The sequence below is a fragment of the Streptomyces sp. NPDC088794 genome (assembly GCF_044750545.1).
In the GTDB taxonomy this organism is placed as follows: domain Bacteria; phylum Actinomycetota; class Actinomycetes; order Streptomycetales; family Streptomycetaceae; genus Streptomyces.
In genome coordinates this window covers 479,008-498,904 of the sequence record NZ_JBIVKB010000003.1, presented here as the reverse complement: position 1 = coordinate 498,904, position 19,897 = coordinate 479,008, and the positions used below count along the sequence as shown (strand labels likewise).

General features: G+C 72.3%; 11 protein-coding genes. 5 read left to right on the top strand and 6 right to left on the bottom strand.

Annotated elements, in window-relative coordinates; genetic code table 11:
- Nucleotides 1-2 precede the first annotated feature (2 nt).
- From ACIP6U_RS11170 to ACIP6U_RS11155, 4 genes are read left to right on the top strand one after another with little or no spacing between them, the layout of a single operon-like run.
- Nucleotides 3-2,093, top strand: coding sequence for a hypothetical protein (locus tag ACIP6U_RS11170; RefSeq protein WP_401715070.1), 2,091 nt, complete (start codon nt 3-5; stop codon nt 2,091-2,093).
- Nucleotides 2,086-4,347, top strand: a complete 2,262-nt coding sequence (locus tag ACIP6U_RS11165; protein WP_401715068.1) for a DUF6519 domain-containing protein — start codon at nt 2,086-2,088, stop codon at nt 4,345-4,347. Before ACIP6U_RS11170 ends, ACIP6U_RS11165 begins: the two co-directional genes overlap by 8 nt.
- A gap of 12 nt (nt 4,348-4,359) precedes the next feature.
- Nucleotides 4,360-6,963, top strand: a complete 2,604-nt coding sequence (locus tag ACIP6U_RS11160) for a VWA domain-containing protein (RefSeq protein WP_401715066.1) — start codon at nt 4,360-4,362, stop codon at nt 6,961-6,963.
- Nucleotides 6,964-6,999: 36 nt separating this feature from the next.
- Complete coding sequence (locus tag ACIP6U_RS11155; RefSeq protein WP_401715064.1) at nt 7,000-10,119, top strand: DUF4157 domain-containing protein; 3,120 nt, start codon at nt 7,000-7,002, stop codon at nt 10,117-10,119.
- Nucleotides 10,120-10,138: 19 nt separating this feature from the next.
- Here the strand turns inward: ACIP6U_RS11155 and ACIP6U_RS11150 are convergent, their stop codons facing one another.
- On the bottom strand, nt 10,139-13,084 hold the full coding sequence (locus ACIP6U_RS11150) for an AfsR/SARP family transcriptional regulator (protein WP_401715062.1): 2,946 nt from the start codon (nt 13,082-13,084) through the stop codon (nt 10,139-10,141).
- A 196-nt stretch (nt 13,085-13,280) separates the two neighbouring features.
- Here ACIP6U_RS11150 and ACIP6U_RS11145 point away from each other — a divergent pair, with 196 nt between their 5' ends.
- A complete protein-coding gene (locus tag ACIP6U_RS11145; RefSeq protein ID WP_401715060.1) occupies nt 13,281-14,090 on the top strand; it encodes an IclR family transcriptional regulator in 810 nt (269 codons plus the stop codon).
- Nucleotides 14,091-14,133: 43 nt separating this feature from the next.
- Here ACIP6U_RS11145 and ACIP6U_RS11140 read toward each other — a convergent pair whose 3' ends face one another.
- From ACIP6U_RS11140 to ACIP6U_RS11120, 5 genes are all read right to left on the bottom strand, one after another.
- Nucleotides 14,134-15,750 carry a cation acetate symporter gene (locus ACIP6U_RS11140; RefSeq protein ID WP_401715058.1) on the bottom strand — a complete coding sequence of 539 codons (1,617 nt, stop codon included), beginning with the start codon at nt 15,748-15,750 and terminating at the stop codon, nt 14,134-14,136.
- Nucleotides 15,747-16,193: a DUF485 domain-containing protein gene (locus tag ACIP6U_RS11135; protein ID WP_401715056.1), complete on the bottom strand. Its 447-nt coding sequence runs from the start codon at nt 16,191-16,193 to the stop codon at nt 15,747-15,749. The genes ACIP6U_RS11140 and ACIP6U_RS11135 overlap by 4 nt, the downstream gene beginning before the upstream one ends.
- A gap of 303 nt (nt 16,194-16,496) precedes the next feature.
- Nucleotides 16,497-17,840 carry a lysine N(6)-hydroxylase/L-ornithine N(5)-oxygenase family protein gene (locus tag ACIP6U_RS11130; RefSeq protein ID WP_401715054.1) on the bottom strand — a complete coding sequence of 448 codons (1,344 nt, stop codon included), beginning with the start codon at nt 17,838-17,840 and terminating at the stop codon, nt 16,497-16,499.
- Nucleotides 17,841-17,870: 30 nt separating this feature from the next.
- On the bottom strand, nt 17,871-18,794 hold the full coding sequence (locus ACIP6U_RS11125; protein ID WP_401715052.1) for an ABC transporter ATP-binding protein: 924 nt from the start codon (nt 18,792-18,794) through the stop codon (nt 17,871-17,873).
- Nucleotides 18,795-18,798: 4 nt separating this feature from the next.
- Nucleotides 18,799-19,878 (bottom strand): FecCD family ABC transporter permease, encoded by a 1,080-nt coding sequence (locus ACIP6U_RS11120; RefSeq protein WP_401715553.1) that lies wholly within the window; start codon nt 19,876-19,878, stop codon nt 18,799-18,801.
- Between the last annotated feature and the right edge of the window lie 19 nt (nt 19,879-19,897).

The following is a 19,897-nucleotide window of genomic DNA, read 5'->3' as shown; positions in this document are numbered from 1 at the left end:
CCATGCGACTGCTCGACATCACCGCCACCGCCCGCTCCGACGGCAACAGCATCGACCTGACCTGGGCCTACCCGAAGGACGTGGTCCCTCCGAGCATCCGAGTGGTGCGCCGTGAGGGCACCCACCCGCAGGATCCCCACGACGGCGTCACCATCGCGCAGGGAGAGGGCCTGACCGGCACGAGCGACAACGGCCTGCTCGGCGAACACGTCTACTACTACGCCCTGTTCCCCTTCACCGGGGACCCGCCCGTCTACGACCCCGACCCGCACAACGTGGCCGCCGCGACCGCCACCACGCACTACGGTTTCGCCGACCGGCTGTACGGCATGCTGCCCGCGCTCTACCGGCGCTACGACGCCGACCGGCCCCCGGCACGCAGCGTCGACAAGCCGTCTCTGGACACCGACCCGGGCCAACTGCGCGGATTCCTGGACCTGCCCGGGGCCGAACTGGACCGGCTCTACAGCCTGGGCCGCGCCGCGCTGTCGCTGGCCGACCTGGAGCGGGTCGAGGGCGGGCTGCTGCCGCTGCTGGCCCAGTGGATCGGCTGGCGCACCGACCACAGCCTGCCGGTCGCCGCGCAGCGCAACGAGATCCGCTACGCGCCACGGCTGTACCGGGGCACGGGCAGCGTCCCCACATTGGACGCGACGGTCGCCAGGGTCTCCGGCTGGCCCAACCGCACCAAGGAGTTCGTCCACAACGTGGCCCGCAGCAACCGGCCCGAGCGGCTCAACCTGTGGTCCACGCTGCGCGATGCGGCGGGCGACTGGAGCACACCGTCCCTCGCGTCGGTCGACTTCGCCCACGACGGCCGGCCGGCCGCGGTGCAGGAGGCCGACGGCTCGACGCTGTTCGTCTACCACACGCACCGTCAGCACGGCTGGGACATCTGGTCCAAGCGGTACGCCGACGGCGACTGGGAGCCGAGCCGACCGGTCACCGACGGACCCGCCACCGACAAGAACCCGGCGGCGGCACGCCAGGGCGACAAGCTGTGGCTGTTCTGGCAGACCTACGATCCCGCACAGGCGGCGCGGGACCGGCACTGGCGGATCAATTTCACCGTCCGCACCCCCACCGCCGACGGCCCGCGGTGGAGCGTGCCCGCCGTGTTCGGCGACCCGTCCATCGAGCGCCGGCTGCCGGCCGCGGTGGCCGACGACGCCGGCGGTGTGTGGCTGTTCTGGCTGGAACGAGTGGCCGGGGTCTGGCAGTTGCGCCACAACCGGCACGACGGCACCGACTGGCAACTCACCACCCCGGCCGCCTTCCCGCTCGCCGGCGGCCAGGACCCCCGGGTCGAGGACGACCTGTGCGTGGTCTTCCACCCCACCGAAACCGCCGCGCGCCTCTGGCTGTTCTGGGCCCGGCGCGAACCGGCGGGTCCGGCCGGCCAGAGCCGCTGGAGCGTCTTCTACCGGATCAAGCAAGGGCTCGCCCCGGCCACCTCGGACTGGTCCCAGGTCCGGTCGCTGCCCAGAACGACCGAGGGCTTCCACGACCGGCAACCCGCACCCCGGGTCACGCCGTCGGGCACCGTCGAGGTGTTCTGGTCGTCGACCCGCGGCGGCGGCTGGTCGATCGTCCGCGCCGGCCTGACACCCGGCACCCTCGCGTGGGACACACCCGAGGAAGTCGTCGGCGCCCCGTACGCGCGCCGTGGCCCCCTCGCCGTACCCACCGGCCAAGGCACCCTGCTCACCTACCGCTCCAACGAGGGCATCACGTACGCGAGCGAGGAGTTCGGCGCCACCAGCACCCTCGACAACCGGTACGCGGGAACCACCTCGGTCGACACCCGGGACACCGCGAAACGGGAGGCGCGCGGCACCTTCGAGGACTTCCAGACCTATACGTACGACACCGGGTCCGGCGGCCGGCGCACCGACGCCGACCGGATCTCCCGCGACACGGTCGGCCTGTTCCTCACCCCGGACACCACCGATCCCGTACGGACCGACGCCGTGGTCACCCGACTCGCGGGCGCGCTCGCGGACTTCATGCCGGTGACCACCCGACCGGTCTTCATCACGCATCCGCCCAGCGGCACCGTCCGCACGTCCCGGGGAGGGGGTCACCGTGGGTGACTTTTCCCGCAGCACCTTCGACCGCGTCAAGCACTACGTGGGCATACGGCTCCAACAGGGCGTCCCGCTGGTGGACGCCGACTGGAACGAACTGGAGGACATCCGGCGGTTCGAGGTCGAGGCCTTCCTCAAGTGGTTCGTCGGCGACGGCGTGCCGGCCGGCAACGACGGCTTCCGGATCGTGGCCGCCGCGGGCGGCGGAGTCGGCACGATCCGGCTCACCCCGGCGGCGACCGGCACGGTGGGCTCCTCCGTGAGCGTGGACGTGACTGCGTCGACGGCCGCCACGGCCCTGGGCTTCACCCAGGTCAACCGACAGGCGGCCCGCGGCCTGGCCCCCGCGCGGCTGACCGGCGACGCCGCCCAGCCGTTCGCGCTCACCGCCGGGATGACCCTGGTGGTCTCGGCGAACGGGGCGCCGCCCCAGACGGTGACGTTCACGGCGAGCGGCTTCGCCGACCTCGGCGCCGCCACCGCGGCCGAGGTGACCGCGGTGATCAACGCCGCCGCCAACCGCGTGGTCGCCTCGGCCGGCACGGGCAACGACTTCTTCGTCGCCGGCGGCGACGGCACCCCCGAGGGCGCGGGGCGCTGCCTCACCGACGGCCGCGACGCCGTCCACGAGGGCCGGCTCGCCTACAGCTCCCAACCGCTGTACGCCAACACCGCGTTGGCCACGGCCTGGGGTGTGCCCGTCGTCCAGGAACTCGCCGCGCCCACGTCGGGCACCCGCTCGGACCTGGTCTACCTCGACGTGTGGGACCGGGAGGTCACCTCGGCCGAGGACGACACCCTGTTCGACCCGCTGGTCGGCATCGAGACCTGCGTGCGGGTGCGCCGGGAGTGGGCGGTACGGGTGCGGCCGGGCGCCACCCAGCCGCCGGTGCCCAACGACACCGACTACGTCAGCGGGCACTCCTACCTTCAACTGGCCCGGATCGGCAGGCAGTCCGGCGTCACCGCCATCCGGCCACCGGCGCTCATCGACCTGCGCCCGCGCAACCTCCAGGTGCCGCCGAGCACCCTGGTCGACGACGTCCTGGGCACCATCGGCGGCGACACCTCGATCGCGCCGGCCTATCGCAGGGGACAGAAGCGCCCCCGCGCCAGCCTGCGCGACGCGATCAACGCCCTGCTGGCCGGCCAACTCCCGCCCAGCCCGGAGATATCCGTGTCCCCGGGGGAGAAGGCGGACCTGCTCAACAAGGCCAGCGTGGTCGACGCGGCCGGCGGGCTGGTCGCCGTATGGCAGGCGTCGCGGTCCGGCAGCAACCAGATCCTCGCCGCCCGGCTGGATCCGGGCCGCCCCGACCTCGGCTTCGCCCTCGCGCCCGCCATCACCAGCGAGGGCCAGAACATCGAGCCCGCGGCGGTGGCGCTGCCCGGCGGTGACCTTCTGATCGCGTACCAGAACGGGCTGCTGGACGGGCCCGCCACGGACGTACTGATGAAACGCGGGCCGCTGGCCGGGCTCGGCGCCGCGGCCCCGCAGACGGTGGCCGCCACCGCGGCCCCGGTGTCGGACCAGCGGGTGCGCGCCGTGCTGGCCGGGGACCAGGTGGTGTTCTTCACCCACCAGAGCAGCTCCACGCTCAAGCAGTGGTTCTACCGGCGCTACCGGCACACCGACAACGTCTTCCTCGACCTCGCGCCGGTGGCGCTGTCGGCGACCGGTCTGACCCAAAGGGACCTGCACACGGCTTCGGCCGAGGGCAAGGTGTGGGTGGCGTACGCGGACGGGACCAAACTCCAGATCCTGCGCTTCAACCCGGTCCCGACCACCTCCAACCCGCAGGACCCGCCGGTCATCGACCTCCAGAAGGACTTCCCGGCCACCGGCGAGCTGAGCGTGTTCGTCCTGGCGCTCAGCGGCACCGAGGTCCTGGTCTTCTACGACGACGGCGCGGGACTGACCGTCGTCTCGGGCAGCAACGGGACCTGGACCACGCTGCGGGTGCCCGACTCCGACGCCGCCGACGCCACGCCCGCCGCGGTGCGCGACGCGGACGGCACGGTGTACCTGGTCAGCAACAGGCCCGGGATCAGCGGCGGTTCGGATCTCGTCCTGCGCCGCCGGACCGTGATCGGCGGCAACTGGACCGCCGCCCAGCGGCTCGTCGCCGCCACCCAGTCCCAACCCAACCTCAGTCCGCATCCCTTCCTCGTGCCCGACCTGGGCCTGTGGCTGCTGTGGGTCAGCAATCGCACCGGGGATGTCGACGTCTACGCCAAGCAGATCATCACCGCCATCTAGGGGGAACTCCGCATGCCGGCACCATCCGTCAATCCGATCACCGCAAGCCAGCCGAACTACACCGTCGCCGACTCCTCGGCGTTCGTCACCGTCTTCAAGGCGGGTATCAACCCCCTTCAGGACCAGGGCTTCACCCTCACCTACCCGGACAACCTGCCCGGTCTGTCCCTGTCCCTGATCCACATCGACTCGGCTCCCACGACCGGGCGCAGCGCGCCCGTGCCGCTGCCGGCCGGCGGAAACGTCTCGCACTACTCCGTCACCACCAGCCCGCCCTCCGTTGCCAACGGCATCGTCACCCTCGCCGTCAACATCAACGAGAGCGAGGGGAACGGCACCGCGCCCCAGGAGCGCTGGGAACTGCGTGCCTCGGCGGACGTCGCGGCGACCTGGACCCTCAGCCTGTCCAGCGGGAGCGTCGACGTGAACTGGCTGGCCGTCGACCCGGTGGCCTCGCTGACCGTGCCGGCCGACGCACTGGAACTGCAACCGGTCGACCTCAACGCGAGCGGGGCCGTCTCGACGCACACGATCGCCGGCTCACTCCCCGCCGGGGTCAGCCTGACCCCCGAATACCAGTGGGCGTACACCGGCGCGGCACCGATCCTGGAGATCACCACCGACACCACGACCCCCACGCCGTCGCTGACCGTCCACACCCCCGGCGTCTACGAGCCGGTTCCCGTGGCCTTCACCGTCACCACCAGGCTCAACGACCCGACGGGCATCTACTCGGGCTTCCTGAACAACACGAGCGCACCCGCGACGATGACCATCGCCCAGCGCGTGCAGGACATCGTGCTGGTGCTCGACCGCTCCGGCAGCATGGCGGCGGAGAACCGCTTCGAGAACGCCAAGACCGCCTGCCGGGTCCTGATACACCTCTTCAACGGGCTGCGCGAAGGCCTCAGTTCCGGCACTCGGGTCGACCGCGTGGCCGTCATCGCCTTCGAGGACGAGACCGTCGGATTCCGCGGCGGGGCCCCCTCCGGCCGGATCCAGACCCTGCTCCCGCTGACGAATCTGCCGGACGCGGTCCTCGCCATCGGCAAACCGGACTTCGACTTCGGCGCCCCCGGCACGAACACCCCGATCGGCGACGGACTCATCGCCGCCATCGACCTGCTGGGCGCCTCCGGGACCATCACCGACCAGCGGTTCACCATCATCATGTGCACCGACGGCCAGGAGAACGCCGGCACCGTGGCCCTGGTGCCCTCCTCGGCGGTCAACGGCGCGATCTCCTTCCAGGCCGCCGTCAACTCCAGCCCGGTGCGCCGGGCCGTGCTCGACACCGGCCGCTGCAAGCTGTCCACCATCGCGCTCGGCCCGACCGCCGACCAGAACGTGCTGAGCCAGCTCGCGACCTTCGGAGCGGGCCGGTTCGCACTCGTCGAGAACCCGAGCGAACTCGCCGGATCCTTCGGCGAGATGCTGGCCAACACGCAGACCGTCAACCTGGTCTCCAAGCAGGACTCGCCGACCACCGGTGTCGACGACCCCGACGATCCCGCGGGGACGCTGCCCGCCGTCTACCTGTCCACCGAGCCGGACGCCGACCGGCTGGTCCTCGCGGTGACCCCGCCGAACGGCCAGACCCTCTTCACCGGCACGATCCAGCTCGCCCTGTGGGACGGCACCTCGTACCTCCCCCAGACCATCGACATCCTGGAGACCGCCTCGGACCGGGCGACGTCGGTGGCCAAGCTCCCGGGACTCGCGCACGGCGCTCCCCTCCACTGGCGGGTCATCCACGGGACGGGCCCCTCGACCGCGGAAGAGCTCGTCCCCGATCAGGTGCTGGCCTACGTGGACCTGCACCTGCTGGCCGACGTGCTGCTGGACCGGCCCGCGTATCTCACGGGCGACCGGATGGAACTGACCGTGCGGATCCGGCAGGACGACGCGCCGGTCACCGGCGCGACCGTCAGGGCCGTGCTCGACGCGCCCGCCGTCGGTCTCGGTGAGCAGCTGACGGCCCTCGGCGCCGTGCCGACGGACCTGGCCCACGCCGACGAGGACGAGCCGACCTGGCTGGAGGGGCGCATCGGCACCCTGCTGACCCACAAGAAGTGGCACCACCTGCCCCGGCACAAGCCGACCGGCGGACTGTTCGTCGACGGCACCGACCAGCTCTTCGACCCGGACGGCAACGGCAACTACACCAACACCTTCGCCCAGGTCTTCAAGGAGGGGACCTACAGCTGGCGGCTGTCCGTGGACGGCCACGACGTCAACGGCAACGCGTTCACCAGGGAGTTGAGCACCTCCACCTTCGCCGGGGTGAAGGTGGACCGCAAGGCCACCAAGATCAAGGTGACCCGGCTGCCCAACGACCCGAGCGGGATGCTGGCCGCCCTGGTGGTCATCACCCCGCAGGACGCCCGCGGCGAGGACCTCGGCCCCGGCAAGGACGACTCGGTCATCTGGTCGCTGCGCGAGGGCACCTTCCAGCACGTCCTCCACCACCAGCCGGCCCCGGTCGAGACCGACGGCACCTACCAGGCCGTCGTCCTCTTCACCAAGCGGCAGTCACCGCAGGTCGTCGTCGAGGCCGCCAAGGTGGTGCTGCCGACGATCGACATCAGGCGCCGGCTCCAGGGCTTCAGCGACTGACCACCTTCACGGCACGACCAGGGACGGAGGCCGACGGTGTTCGAGCAGCAGTCAGCACACACACCCGCGCACGACCGAGCGGGCACCCCCGCCCGTCGGCCTCCGGCCCCGGCACATCACTCCGGCGACGGACTGCGCCGCGCACTCGGCAACAGCGCGCTGGCGGCCGAGGCGGTACGCGCCCTGGACGGCCCGGGAACACCCCTCGACGCCGGCCCCCGGGCCGCCGCCGAACGGGCCGTCGGCCACGATCCCGGCGAGGTCCGGGTGCACACAGGCCCACGCGTCCGGGCGGCGGCCCGGGCCTCGGGCGCCGCCGGATTCACCTACGGCCGCGACATCGGCATCGCGACCGGCCCGGGGGAGGGCATTCCCCGACAACTCCTCGTCCACGAGGCCGTGCACGCGGCCCAGCAGAGCCTCGGCGGCACCGCGGGCGCTGCCGAGGCGGAACGGCAGGCCGTCGCGGTCGGCCGCGGCGGCGCCTCGACGGGAGCGCCGGCCGGCACGGCGCCCTATGTCGCGTGGGCCCCGGAGGACTGGCTGTCGACCACGCCGGACGTCCGCCGCTACGGCCTGTCCGACCTGATGGACGAGGCACGGGCCGTCGACGAGTGGCTGGCCCGGCAGATCGCGACGACCCCCGAGGTCGACCGGATGCAGGAGGCCAAGGCCGCACTCCAGGCCGAACTCTCCCGCCGTTCACCGGCGTTGACCCCGGGCGGCCCGCGAAGCCGGCCCGCGCGCCCACGGGGCGGACGCCGCTCGGCCCCCGCCCCCACGCCCGAGGTCCTCCCCGAGACCGAGATACCGCACGTGCTGCGGGACCGCGTCAGCATGCCGCTGACCGACCCGGTCGAGGTCCGCGCCGAGGCGGACCGCATCGCGGCCTGGCTGCTGAGGACGGACGTCAGCCGCGCCGACCGCGCCACCCTCCGCCAGGAACTGGCCCTGCTCGCCCCCGCCGTCGCCGCCGACCTCGACCGGGCGAGCACCGAGCGACAACAGGGCCGCCTCACACGGGCGTTGGCACCCACCGGCAGCGGGGACCGGGCCGGCATCCTCGCCAACCTGAGGATCATCGAGTCGATCAGGCCCTACGACGCCTCGCCGGGTTCGGCGTACGTCATCCACGAAGGCGAACTGCTCGTCTTCCCCCTGGAGACCGCGCAGCGCGTGCGGGCCCAGGTGCTGAACTCACTGGCGGACGCCGCCCGCCGGACGCGGGGCATGAACGACACCACCGAGTTCCGGATGGACGAGCATCTGCGCCTGAACTACGAGGAACATCCGGTGGTCGGCATCGTCATCAGTGTGGCCAACTGGGAGCGCCCGGTCACACTGCAGGCCCGGATGCGGGGACCGCTGACCGCGTCCAACACGGCGCTGGCCCGCTACCGGGAGGCGGCAGGGCGCGGATCCCTCGTCGACATGGCGGACGCGGTGCTCACCGCCGTCGAATCCGCGGACAAGGCCCAGCAGATCGTGCTCGACGGCATCGACCGCGCCGTGTCGACGGCCGGGTCGATCGTGCACGGACTGGAGATCACCCGGAACGTGGCCTTCGTCGTCGCGCTGTCCGTGGGCGCGATCCTCGCCGCCCCGGTGGTCGCGGCCGGAGTCGCCGGACTGGGCGCGACCGGACTCACCGCGACCGCGCTCACAGCCGTCGGCACCGGAGCCGTCGTCGGCGGCGAAGGACTGGCGCTGGGCTTCACGAGCGGTGCCGCCGGCGAACTGGTCGCCGGACACGGGGTGGACGCGGCCCTCAGCACCGGCTGGACCGAAGGGCTCCGCGTCGGGGCGCAGGGCGTCGCGATCGGCGTGGGCGGCGGCGCGAGCCTCAGCCTCGCCCGGACCCTCGGCGTCGGCGCCCAGGGTCTGTCCCGGCTCGGCTCGTTCGGGCGCGGTGCGCTGGCCCAGGGCGGCGGGAACGCCCTCGGCGGAGTCACCGGCGCCCTCCTCACCCCGCCCGAGGGCACCGGCCGCGGGGAAGCGGCCCTGCGGGCCGGCCTGACCGGCTTCGGCCTGGGCGCGCTCGGCGGAGCCGCGGGCACCTACGCACAGGGACTTGCGTCGCCCACCGCGCGCTTCGCCGTGGGCATCGGACTGCCCAGCCTCGCCGACGGCGGGTTGACCTACGCGCAGACGGGTGACCTGCAACAGTCGCTGACAGCCGCCGGCACCGGCCTGGCCGTCAGCGCCCTGACGACCGGACGCCAAAGCGGGATCAACGGGAACGCCGAGCAACGGGCTTTCCGCGCAGGGCAGTCCGTACGACGCGGCATCGGCTCCGCCGGTCGACGAGGCCGCGGATACCTTGCCGGCGCCGTGATCGGACTCGCCGAGCCGATTCCGGCGCTGCGCCTGGAGGACACTCCGGCGTCGATCACCCTGCCGGACGGGCAGCAGGCCGACGCCGTGGCCTCGCCCCCCACCCCGGCCCGGCCGGCGCCCACCGCCTCCGCGCCCCAAGCGGCAGCTGCCACCGCTCCCTCCGCCGCACAGGCCGCCACCGTGATCTCACCGCAGACCCGTGCCCCTGCGGTGTCCCAGCCGCGCGTCCTCGCGCAGTACGAACGTGTCGCCAACGGCAAGATGGGGGCGGTGGTCCGTGACGTGCTCAGAGGCCAGCGGACCACTGCCACCCGCACCCGACTGGCTCAACTGCGGCAGCAGTTCGACCAGTTGCGCGGGCAGGTCGGCAGCGGGCCGATGACGCCGGCCCAGCGGGCCGATGCCACCGCCATCCTGCGGGAGGCGAGGAACCTGGCGAGGGCCGACTTCAACAACGTGCGGGACGGGATCTGGCGCCGTCTGCGCGCGGACTCCGATCTCCAGCGGATCGAGGGGCAGCTCCAGGACACCGGTGACGCGGCCCAGGGAGGCACCGCACTGCAGGTCAACACGCGCACGGCCGCGGGCGACCGGTTCGAGTCGCTCGGCGTGGAGCACCGCACCCGGCTCTCGGACGACCCCTGGCGGTACAACGACCCCGACAATCTCATCGTCACCGACGCGCCGCAGAACGAGCAGTACCTCGAAGCGCTGCGCCGGCACGGATCGATCTGGCCGACCGGTGGTGTCGAGGAGTTCGTGATCCGGCACCAACTCAACGACCAGGGCGTTGACTTCTCCCCCGACACCCGGCAGTGATCATGCCGGGGACAGGACCTCAGGCCGGTGCCGGACGCGGCTGCTGCGGGCTCCGGACCGGTTCGGAGAAGGACGGTTGAGTGGTGCTGTCGGTGGGGGCCGGGCCGGGTTGGTCCAGCAGCCGGGCGCGCAGGAGATCCGTGTCCGGGAGACCGAGTTCGGTGGTGATGGTCAGGGCCTGGGTCCACGCGGTGCGGGCGGCGTGTGGCCGGGCGATGGTGTGCAGGATGTCGCCCAGGCAGACGAGAGCGGCGGCCTCGCTGCGGCGGGCGCCGGTCTGGTGGAAGAGGTCGAGGGCCTGCCGGTACCGGTCGACGGCCTCGGTGTGCCGGCCGAGGCGGTGGTGGATGTAGCCGAGGCTGTCCTGGATGTGGGCCTGTCCGTTGAGGTCCCCGGTCTCCTCGGCCAGATCGAGAGCCTGGCGGCAGTGCGTGAGCGCCTGTTGGTGGTCGCCGAGTTGGGCCAGGGTCCAGCCGATGTTGTTCAGCGCGGCGGACTGCCCGGCGCGGTCCTCGGCGGCACGGTGGTGCGCGAGGCTGTCGTGCGCGTGCCCCAGCGCCTGCTGATGGCGGCCCTGGGCGTTGTACATCCGGGAAAGGTGCTGGTGGATCCGCGCTTGCCCGTCATGGCTGCCGACCTCGCCGAACAGCTCCAGCGCGCGCAGGTAGTTGGCACGGGCCTCGGCGGGACGATTCAGCCGGTCCTGAGCCAGGCCGAGACCGCGGTGGGCCTCCGCCTGCCCGGCCCGGTCGCCCTGGTGCCGGGCGCTGTCCAGGGCCTTGGTGTGGACGTCGGTCAGCGCCCGCCAGTACCCGTGCCGGTCGAGATACGTCGTGAGTGCCGAGGCGAGCCGCCAGGTGTGGACGGGGAAGCCGGCGGCGGGCGCCCGTTCCACGGCCGCGAGGAGGACCGGTGCCTCGGCGCTGAACCAGGCCTGCGCCTGCCGGTGGTCGGTCAACTCCTCCGGTGCGGCGCCGGGTTGGGCGGCCGGCAGGGGGGTCGGGTTGGGCCTGGGAGTCAGCAGGGCGTCGGCCAGATGGGCGGTGTGCAGGTAGTGGTCGAACATGCGGTGCGAGGCGGCACGGCGGGCGTCGTCGCTGTCGTGCGCGGCGACCAGTTCGGCGGCGTAGGCGCGCAGCAGGTCGTGGAACCCGTAGCGGCCGAGGGGGTGTTCGGTGAGCAGATGGCCGCGGACCAGTTCGGTCAGCAGGACGCGGGCGCGGGGTTCCGGCAGGCCGGCGAGGGCGGCGATGGCCGGGAGCGCGGCGTCGGGCCCGAGGTGCAGACCCAGTAATCGGAACAGCCGGCCGGCGTCGGAACTGAGCGCGTGGTAGGACCACGAGAACACCGCCCGCACCTGACTGGCCGCCTCCCCGCCGTCCAGGGCGTCCAGCCGTCCGTCTGCCCGGCGCAGTTCCTCCGCCAGTGCCGCGAGCGGGAGTTCGGGCTGGGCGGCGGCGCGGGCGGCGACGATCGCGAGCGCCAGCGGCAGCCCCGCGCACCGGCCGATGATCTCCCCTACAGCACCGGGATCGGCCGCCACCCGGTCCGCGCCGAGTCTGCGGATGAGCAACTCCCGTGCCTCGCCGGGAGCCAGCAGTCCGATGGTGAGCAGGTGGGCTCCTTCGGCCGCCGCCAGTCCGGTCAGCGACTTCCGGCTGGTGATCAGCGCCAGACAGCCGGGAGCCCCGGGCAGCAGCGGGCGCACCTGTTCGGCGTCGCGGGCGTTGTCCAGCACCACCAGCATCCGTCGCCCGGCCAGCAGGCTGCGGTACAGCCCGGCCTGCGCCTCGAGACCGGCCGGGATCCGCGCGGGTGGCACCCCCAGGGCGTCCAGGAATCCTCGTACCGCCTCCGCCGGACTCATCACCGAGCCGCCTGGCGCGAATCCGCGCAGGTTCACATACAACTGGCCGTCGGGAAAGGCCCGTTGGGCCCGGCGCGCCCAGTGCACGGCGAGCGCGGTCTTGCCCACCCCCGCGGTGCCCGACACCGCCGAGATCACCACCGCCGACGGCTGTTCCGTCGCCGAGACCAGGATCTCCTCCAGTCGGGCGAGTTCCTCGTCGCGCCCGCTGAACCCCCGTACTCCCATGGGCAGTTGTACGGGCACCTCGCCTGGCCGAGAAGGTGTCACCGGTGAGGGCCGCGGCGGGGGAGGTGCGGGGAGAGGGGGTCCGGGCTGGGTGCGGGAGGCCGGCCATGCGGTGGGTTCGCCGAGGCCTCCTCGGAGGATCGCCTGGTGTGTCCTGCGCAGCTCCGGGCCGGGGTCGGCGCCCAGTTCCTCGGCGAGCCGCTTGCGGACGACGGCGTAGCAGTCCAGTGCCTCCGCGCCGCGTCCGGCGGCGTGCAGCGCCCGCATCAGCGCCTCGGTCAGGGGCTCCACCAGCGGGTACTCGCCCAGGAGTTCGGTGAGGGGGCCGATCGCGGCGACGGGATCACCGACGCGCGACTCCATGTGCGCCCAGCCGACGGCGGCGTCCACGCGCTGCCGCCGCCATGCCTCGCGGACCTGCGCCGCCCACTGGCCGCCGAGGCCGGCGAGTGGCTCGCCGTGCCACAGTCCGAGCGCCTCGCGCAGCAGCGCCGTACGCGCCTCGTCCGTCCGCCCCGCCTCCCGGGCCCGGCCCACCGACTGCCGGAAGAGGTGGATGTCCACCTGGTCGGGGCGCGCCTCCAGGAGGTAGCCGCCCGAGCGGCGCATCAGCCGTAACCGGGAATGCCCCGCGTCGTCGGTCTCCTCGCACAGCCGGCGGATCCGGGCTATGTGCGCGTGCAGCGCGCGCCGTGCCCCCTCGGGCGGCTCGGCGCCCCAGACTCGCTTGATGAGTACGTCGGTCGCGACGGGCCGACCGGCGTCCACCGCCAGCGCCGCCAGGACGGCCCTGCGCTGTGGCGGTCCGACCTCCACGGTCCGGCCCTCCACCGAGAACTCCACGGGACCGAGAAGGCGCAGTTCGACCACGGTATCCACACTCCCCGCACAGATATTCTTCACTCCGCGCGCACACTCTCATGCCGAGCGACAACCTATCGACAACGTTCCGAGCCACACTCGAACTTCAGTCTGGGGTGGCGCACAGTCTCCACGCACGGCGGCGCACCGGGGGCGGGAGCGACGTCGTGGGGAGCCGGTCAGGCGGTGTCTGGGGGAGTGGGACGTGAACGAACAACGGGGAGCGACCGCGACGAGGAGGGCGGAGGCACCGGCACGGCTGCCGGGCCATCCGTACGAGCCGGCGGCCGTGCGGCTCGCGCCACCGCCGCTGTCCGCGCCGGACGGCGGCGGACGCAGTGTGCTGGAGGGTGCGTTCGGGCTGTTGGGCGCGGTGGAGCGGGCCGGCGAGGCGGGACTGACCAGGCTCGCGGCGGAGTGCGGACTGCCCAAGACGACCGCGTACCGACTCCTTGAGCAGATGGTCGAGTTGGGGGTGGTCGAGCGGAACCGCAGGGGGTACCGCATGGGCCCGCGGCTCTTCGGGCTGGGGCAGGGATGGCAGCCCCATCCCGGACTGCGGGCCGCCGCACGGGAGCCGGCCCGCCGGCTGGCGCGCATCACGGGTGCGACGGTGGGGGTCAACGTTCTGCGGGAAGGCCGGACTTTTGTCCTGGACTGGACGGTCGGCGAGACCCCGGCGGCGCTCGGTCCGCTGCTGGACCGCGTGGACTGGCCGTGGTTCACGGCGGCGGGCAAGGTCCTGGTCGCCGCGGCGCATCCACGGATCACGGTGGGCCCGGTGCCCGCGACCTGGCGGCAGGAGTGCGCGGAGATCCGGATCCGTGGAGTCGCCTTCGAGCGCGAGGAGTTGACGGTGGGGGTGTGCTGTCTGGCCGTGCCGCTGCACGGCCCGAGCGGTGTGCCGGTGGCCTCTTTGAGTGTCCTGACCGATCCCGCGCACAGTCTGGAGCGGCTGGTCGGTGTCACCGAGCAGACGGCGAGGATCATCGACGCGGCGCTGCGCGGTCGTTGAGCCGGCCTGCCGGCCTCGGCGGACGGCATGTCTGCGGTCGGGCTCATCCGGTTCCGCGTCCCGGAGGGCCGGCGAGCAGCAGGTGTTCCATGCTCTCGTAGCGTCCGCGTTCGCGGCGGATGGTCTTGCGGCCGGAGAGCATGGTGCCCAGCCAGCCGGAGAGGAACCCGACGGGGACCGAGACAAGTGCCGTGGTGGTCAAGGGGAACCAGTTGAAGTCGGCGTCCGGGAAGGCCGCGAGCGGGGACCCCGAGACGAGGTTGGTGCCGGTCATCAGGACGAGGACGCTGAGGGTGCCGCCGATGAGTGTGCACAGCAGACCCGCACGGGTGAAGCGGCGCCAGAAGAGGCTGTAGGTGAGCGCGGGGGCGATCGCCGACGCGCCGATGCAGAAGGACAGGATGGCCAGCGGCTGGAGGCTGCGGTGCTGGGCCAGCGCGGCCAGCAGGATCACCGGGACTCCGACGACCAGTGCGGACCACCGGGCGACGGCCATCTCGCGGCGCGGTGTCATGGTGGGGCGCTTGGCGGCGATCACGTCGTGGGCAAGCGAGTTGGCGCAGGCGAGGGTCATACTGGCGACGGACGCGAGCAGGGTGAGGAAGATCGCGGTGGTGACGGTGGCGAACACCAGGGCCTCCGTCCGGGACAGGTGCGCGCCGAAGGCGGCCCTCGCGCCCAGCAGATAGGCGGTGTTGCCCCGCGGGTCCCCGGCGGCGATACCCGCCTTGCCGATCAGGGCCATGGCTCCGACGGCGACGACGGTGAGGACCAGGACGAACAGCGCGACGGACGAGACCGCCCAGGACATCGCCCGCCGCACCTGACGGGTGCTGCCTGCGGTGTACATGCGCATGGTCACGTGCGGCAGACAGGCGCCGCCCAGCACGATGGCGCCCTGGGTGCTGATCATGTCGAGGGCGGGGTGGGGTCCGCCGGCGAACTGCATGCCCCAGCGCAGGTAGTGCGGTCCGGTCCCGCTGCCCCGCGCGCCCGCCTGGAACAGCGCCTGCGGGTTCCAGCCGAACGTGTACAGGATCAGCGTCGCGACCACGAGCCCGGAGCCGAGCAGCATCACCGTCTTGAGGATCTGGATCAGCGCGGTGCCCCGCATCCCGCCGAGCGCCGCGTAGCTGATCATCAGCGTGCCGGCCCCGATGACGCAGCCGGTCTTCATGCCGCTGTCGGAGAAGCCGAGGACGTAGGCCAACAGCTGCCCCACACCGGCGAGTTGGACGACCATCATCGGCGCCAGCGCGACGATCGTGACCAGACAGGCGGCCATGCGCACGGACCGGCCGGGCAGTCGGCGGACCAGCACGTCGCCCATGGTGAACCGGCCGGTGTTGTGCAGGGGTTCGGCCATCAGGAACATCAGCAGCACCAGCGACAGCAGCGCGCTGGTGGCCAGCACGACACCGTCGTAGCCGCATAACGCGATGACCCCGCCGATGGTGAGGACGGTGGCGGCGGAGATGTAGTCACCGGCGATGGCCAGGCCGTTGCGCAGCGGCGAGAGGGAACGGTAGCCGGTGTAGTACTCGGCCAGGTCGTCCTCGCCGTCGGGGCCCGTCAGCACGCAGAGCAGGAGCGTGAGGGTCACCACGCTGCAGAACGCCACCAGGGACCACGACTGCGCGGCGCCGCTGAAGACCGTCACGGCTGCGTCTCCTCGGTCGCGGCCGACGCGCGGGCGTGCCGGCGCACCCGGCGGGCGAGCGGATCGACGTAGCGGCGCGCGGTGAACTCGTAGAGGATCACCGCCAGCCAGGTGACGGGGAGTTGGAGCAGTGCGAGGACCAGTCCGGTGGGCAGGCCGCCCGGCGCGGGGCGGGTCATCAGCTCGGGGACTTCGACGGTGAGGGCCAGGAAGAGGGCGAAATAGCCGAGGGCCGCGAAGGTGGCGACGCGGCGCTGCCAGCGGCAGGCGCGGCGCAGCAGCCGCAGCGTGCGGTGCGGTCCGGTGTACGACCGTGGACGGGTCGTGACTCCTTGTGACTGACGGTCGGCCGCCCAGCGGGGAACTCGCAGGGCCAGGGTGGAGGAGGGAGCCCGTTCGCGTTCTTGCCGGGCGCGGCGTAAGTCGGAGCTGTCGAAGGACATCCCGGAGTCTCCTGGTGAGCGTGGGCCCGAGGAATACGGACCGCCGGACGGTGGGGCAGCGGTTCGGGTCTCCGCACGCTATGCGGGCGTTCGTGTGTTCGGTAGGGATTCCGGTGAACTCCCTGATGAATCCCTGTTCGGCGCCCTGACCTCGGATGTTGTCCGTGAGACAGCTGTGGTGGAGTGGAACGGGAGGGGTGCGTGAGGTGCTGCGGCCGTGCTCCGGGAACGGCAGCCACCGCCTCGCGAGGAGCGACGGTCACCGTCTGTCGGGGGAGACTGCCCCGACAGACGGTGGGTGATTCAGACCCGGGCCCAGGAGTTCCTGAGCGACTGATGGATCTCGGCCGCCCTGACCGCGGCCGTCGACAGGAGTGTCGAGGTCAGGCCGTGTGTGTGCTCGGTACCGCCCTGGAGGTAGATGCCCGCGGTGACGTCGGGCACGGTCTCCACGCGGTGGTCGCGTCTGACCCGCAGCGCGTCCCCGTCGTCCCGCAGACAGACCTTGGCCGCCTCACCGAGCAGCGCCGACAGGTCACGCGGCCGGTAGCCGGTGGCCAGCACCAGCAAGTCGGCCTCCAGCACCTGCTGTTCGCCGGTGGGCAGATACTCGACGGCGATGTCGAGCGGTCCGTCGTCCGCGCTCCGGCGCACCTCCCGCACCCGGGACACGTTGAGGAACCGCAGGCGCTCCTGCCCGCTCACCTTCTCCTTGTACGCGGTTGCGTACAGCGCCTCGATCAACTCCATGTCGACCACGGAGTAGTTGGTCGAGCGGTGGTAGTCGAAGAGGGACTGCTTCACCTCCGAGGGCGCGCCGAAGTACACGTCCACGGCCTCGGGGTCGAAGATCCGGTTGGCGAACGGGCTGTCGTCGGCCGGGGTGTAGCCGTACTTGGCGAAGACCGCGCAGACCTCGGCCTCGGGGAAGGAGCGGTGCAGATAGTCGACCGTCTCGGCCGCGCTCTGCCCCGCGCCCAGCACGACGACCCTGCGGACCGGTGCTCCCGACCGGGCCAGTTCATCCGTTCCCGGCAGCAACCGGCTGTTGTGCCAGACGCGTTGGCCGAGTTCGATGCCGGGCGGCACATGCGGTTCGAGGCCCATGGCGACGCTTACGTTGCGCGCCCGGCGCACGACCGTGCGCCCCGTGCCGTCGGTGCTCCGGCAGACCACCCGGAGGTGGTCGGCCGCGCCCTCGCCGTCGCGCACCGGCTCCACCGCGACCACGTCCTGGTCGTAGGAGACGAGGTGCGAGACCCGGGCCGCCGCCCATGCGAAGTACTCGTGGAACTCGACCCGCAGCGGGAAGAGCGTCTTCTGGTTCAGGAAGTCGATCAGCCGGCCGCGCTCCCGCAGGAAGCACAGGAAGCTGTAGTCGCTGGTCGGATTGCGCAGTGTGACCAGGTCCTTGAGGAAGGACACCTGCATGGTCGCGTCGTCGATCAGCATGCCCCGGTGCCAGCCGAAGCCCGGCTGGCGTTCCAGGAACAGGGCGTTGAGGGCCGCGTCCTCCGGGTGGCTCGCGTTGTGTTCCTCGATCGCTATGGCGAGAGCGAGATTTGACGGTCCGAAGCCGATTCCCAGTACATCGTGGACGACGTCGGAATCGTCGAGCGGTGATTTCACCGTGGCATCGCCTCCCATCAGGCAGCCACATGCTAAGTAAGGTTAGCCTTACCTGGCAACGGAGTCCGGTGGAGTCACCGGGACGGCGGCGGACTCCACCGGCGCCGAAGCGTCGTCGTGGTGCCGGCCCAGGGGGATGACCAGGGGGGTTCCGCTCACCGGATCCGTGATGACCCGGCAGCGCAGCGCGAAGACGTCCTCGACGGTCTCCTCGGTCACCACCTGGGTCGGAGTGCCCTCCGCGACGATCCGGCCCGCCTTCATGGCGATGACGTGATCGGCGTAGCGGCACGCCTGGTTGAGGTCGTGCAGCACCATCACCACGGTGCGGCCCTCGCGCCGGTTGAGGTCCGTGACGAGATCGAGTACGTCGATCTGGTGGGCCAGGTCCAGATAGGTGGTCGGCTCGTCGAGGAGCAGCACCGGCGTGCCCTGGGCCACGGCCATGGCGATCCACGCCCGTTGCCGCTGGCCGCCGGAGAGTTCGTCGACCGGCCGGTCCGCGAGGTCGGTCAGACCGGTCGCCGCGAGCGCCCCGTGCACCGCCCGCTGGTCCGCCTCGGACCACTGGCGCCACCACGTCTGGTGCGGCGCACGCCCCCGGCTGACCAGGTCGCCGACCGTCAAGCCCTCGGGCGCCACCGGCGTCTGGGGCAGGATGCCCACCTTGCGGGCCAGTTGGCGGGTCGGGATCGAGCGCAGCGCGGCGCCGTCGAGCTCCACCACGCCCTTGTGGGGCGCGAGGAGGCGCGCGAGGGCGCGCAACAGGGTCGACTTGCCGCAGGCGTTGGCGCCGACGATCGCCGTCACGCGCCCGGTCGGTACCGACAGCTGCAGATCCTCGACGACGGTCCGGCCGTCGTACGCCAGATGCAGGTCCCGGGCCCGCAGCTCGGGACCGGGTGCGGCACTGCTGTCGGCGGAGGCGACACCCTGGCCGGGCACCGTGGTGCGGGAGTCGGTGGACGCCATGCGATCAGCCTCCTGAGCCCGCGCGGTTGACGCGGATGAGCAACCAGAGCAGGACCGGCGCGCCGAGCGCGCCGGTGACGATTCCGACCGGCAGTTCGGTCCCGGGGATCGCCTCGCGGGCGAGGAGATCGGCGCCCAGGACGGCGAACGCGCCGGTGAGCCCGGAGACCAGGGGCGGTGGTGAGGCGGTGCCCGCGACCCGCTGGGCGATCTGGGGTGCGGCCAGCGCCACGAAGGCGACCGGTCCGGCCGCGGCCGTGCCGAAGGCGATGAGTCCGACGCCGGCCAGCAACAGGGTGAGCCGGACCTTCTGGACCGGGGTGCCCAGGCCCGCCGCCACGTCGTCGCCCAGTTGCAGGGTGCGCATCCAGCGCCCCATGCCGAGGGTGACCGGCAGCAGCACGGCCATCGCCAGGGCGAGCGTGGTGACCTGGTCCCAGGTACGGCCGTTGAGGTTGCCCACCAGCCAGCCGACGGCCTCCTGCGCCTGGAACTGGCTGCCGCGCGCGACCAGGAAGTCGGTCGCGCTGGTGCAGATCCAGGACACGCCGATGCCGACCAGGATGATCCGGTAGCCGGTGGCGCCGCCCTTCCATGCCAGCGCGTACACGACGATCGCGGTGGCGAGGGCGCCGAGCAGACCAAGCGTCTGGAGCCCGAGTCCGCCGGTCCAGCCGAGCACCAGCCCGGCCACGACGGCCGTACCGGCGCCTTCGGTGAGCCCGATCATGTCCGGGCTGGCCAGCGGATTGCGGGTCATCGTCTGGAACACCGCGCCGGAGACGCCGAACGCGATCCCGACCAGCAGCCCGGTGAGGGCTCGTGGCAGGCGCAGGTCCTGCACGACCGTCAGCGTGCCGGGGTCGCCCGAACCGGTGAGCGCCCGCAGTACGTCGGGGAAGGAGACGGGGTAGTCGCCGAGGGTGAGTCCCCAGCAGAACAGCAGGAAGGCGCCCACGGCCAGGAGTACGCCGGTCAGGAGCAGTCGGGGACGCAGCACGCCGGAGATCGGCGGTGTGCTCAACCGGAACGGCCGAGCGCCACCGCGGGAGACGGGGGCCGGCACGGAGGTGGACGGCGGCAGGGGCGGAGAGGACGTCGGC